Here is a 1,278-nt window from a genome sequence, read left to right as displayed (position 1 = left end):
CTCTGATTAAGCTGAGAGTTACTACGTTCGACTGGCGCACAAGGTTCGCTTTCACCCGCCAACCAATATCAACCTCTGTTTAACCATCGCTGGCTTAGGCGTGTACTCAATCCATGAGCCATTAGAATTACTAGTGACAGTGCGTTTAAACATCCGACCGGACACAGTTGTTAGCGTTTGGTGATACCCAGAAATGCTTTCCACGACTTCTAAACAAGCATCCTCGCCCGATGCGGGATGGTTTTTGTAGTTCCCTAGGATTGAATAAAAACCAGTGGTTCTATAGTCGTTTAGGTTATCTACCTTGTTATCAATCGCTGCACCGTTCGGTTCTGTAAGCTTGTGGTGTTGGATTAGTTTTGAGCCTGAATAAATCAATCCATCGACATCAAGTGCTCCATTTTCACGATACTTACCAATACCAACGCCTTGTTGGTCATAGGACATAATAATTTTATCGGTCGTTACTGTATCTTGAAATTTTGAGTCTGAAAATCTGTCCTCTAGCTTTCCTGTAACTATGAATGAGGTATCTGCGGGGTATTCCTTGCCTAAATTTGCGTTAGATGCCTTGAATTCAGAAATGCTTGACCATTCACCGCCAGCCGACCCATTATCTGCTACAGCATTGCTCGTTCCAACTTTTGTTGCTGTAAAAGTCAGCTTCATGGTATTTTTTTGGACCCCATTAACACTAAGAGGTGCTATCTTAGCAAATCTCTTAATGGTTAGCGTGTCTGACTTTGAGCCACTTCTGGTAACTTCAAATTTTAGCGTTGGACTGAAATAGAATAGAAATGTTATTTTCATCTCTTTCCAATCAGACCAAATCCCACGAGAGTCTTGAACTCTACCTCTTAAGGTCATTTGGGTATCTTTGTTTACAGCAACCTCACGGAATACCCCGCCGTTCGTTGAAACAGAATTGCTGGCCCCAACGATTTCAGCGTAGTACCCAGCTATTGTAGCTCCGTTTTTGCTTGCGCTCCGTTGAAGGCGACTTTCACAAGCGACATTATGGACACGAAATGTGTTGGCTCTGGAATTATCCTTTGAGTCGTTGCATTTGCGTCCGTTAAAGTAATCCAGTGAACGACGGCTTCGCGTTGTTTGTGACAATCCTTGCCGTTAGTGCCGTTGACTGTGTTTGAATCAATTTGCCGTCAACATAAGTATCGACGTATATAGTACCTCGGCCAGTTGTTGCATCCGGTATGTCGTTTGCGAAATCCGCTGGGATTGTCCACTTTAACGATGTCCCAACGTTGTCAGCAATCT

Annotated in this window: 1 pseudogene; it reads right to left on the bottom strand. The window is 43.7% G+C overall.

The window, feature by feature from the left end:
* Positions 1–51 precede the first annotated feature (51 nt).
* Positions 52–1,240: pseudogene (locus HSISS2_RS01840) on the bottom strand (DUF859 family phage minor structural protein).
* Between the last annotated feature and the right edge of the window lie 38 nt (positions 1,241–1,278).

Origin of the sequence: Streptococcus sp. HSISS2, from assembly GCF_000448665.1 — a bacterium.
GTDB lineage: Bacteria > Bacillota > Bacilli > Lactobacillales > Streptococcaceae > Streptococcus > Streptococcus raffinosi.
The sequence above is the reverse complement of the archived record's forward strand: the minus strand, read 5'-3'. Positions and strand labels throughout refer to the sequence as shown.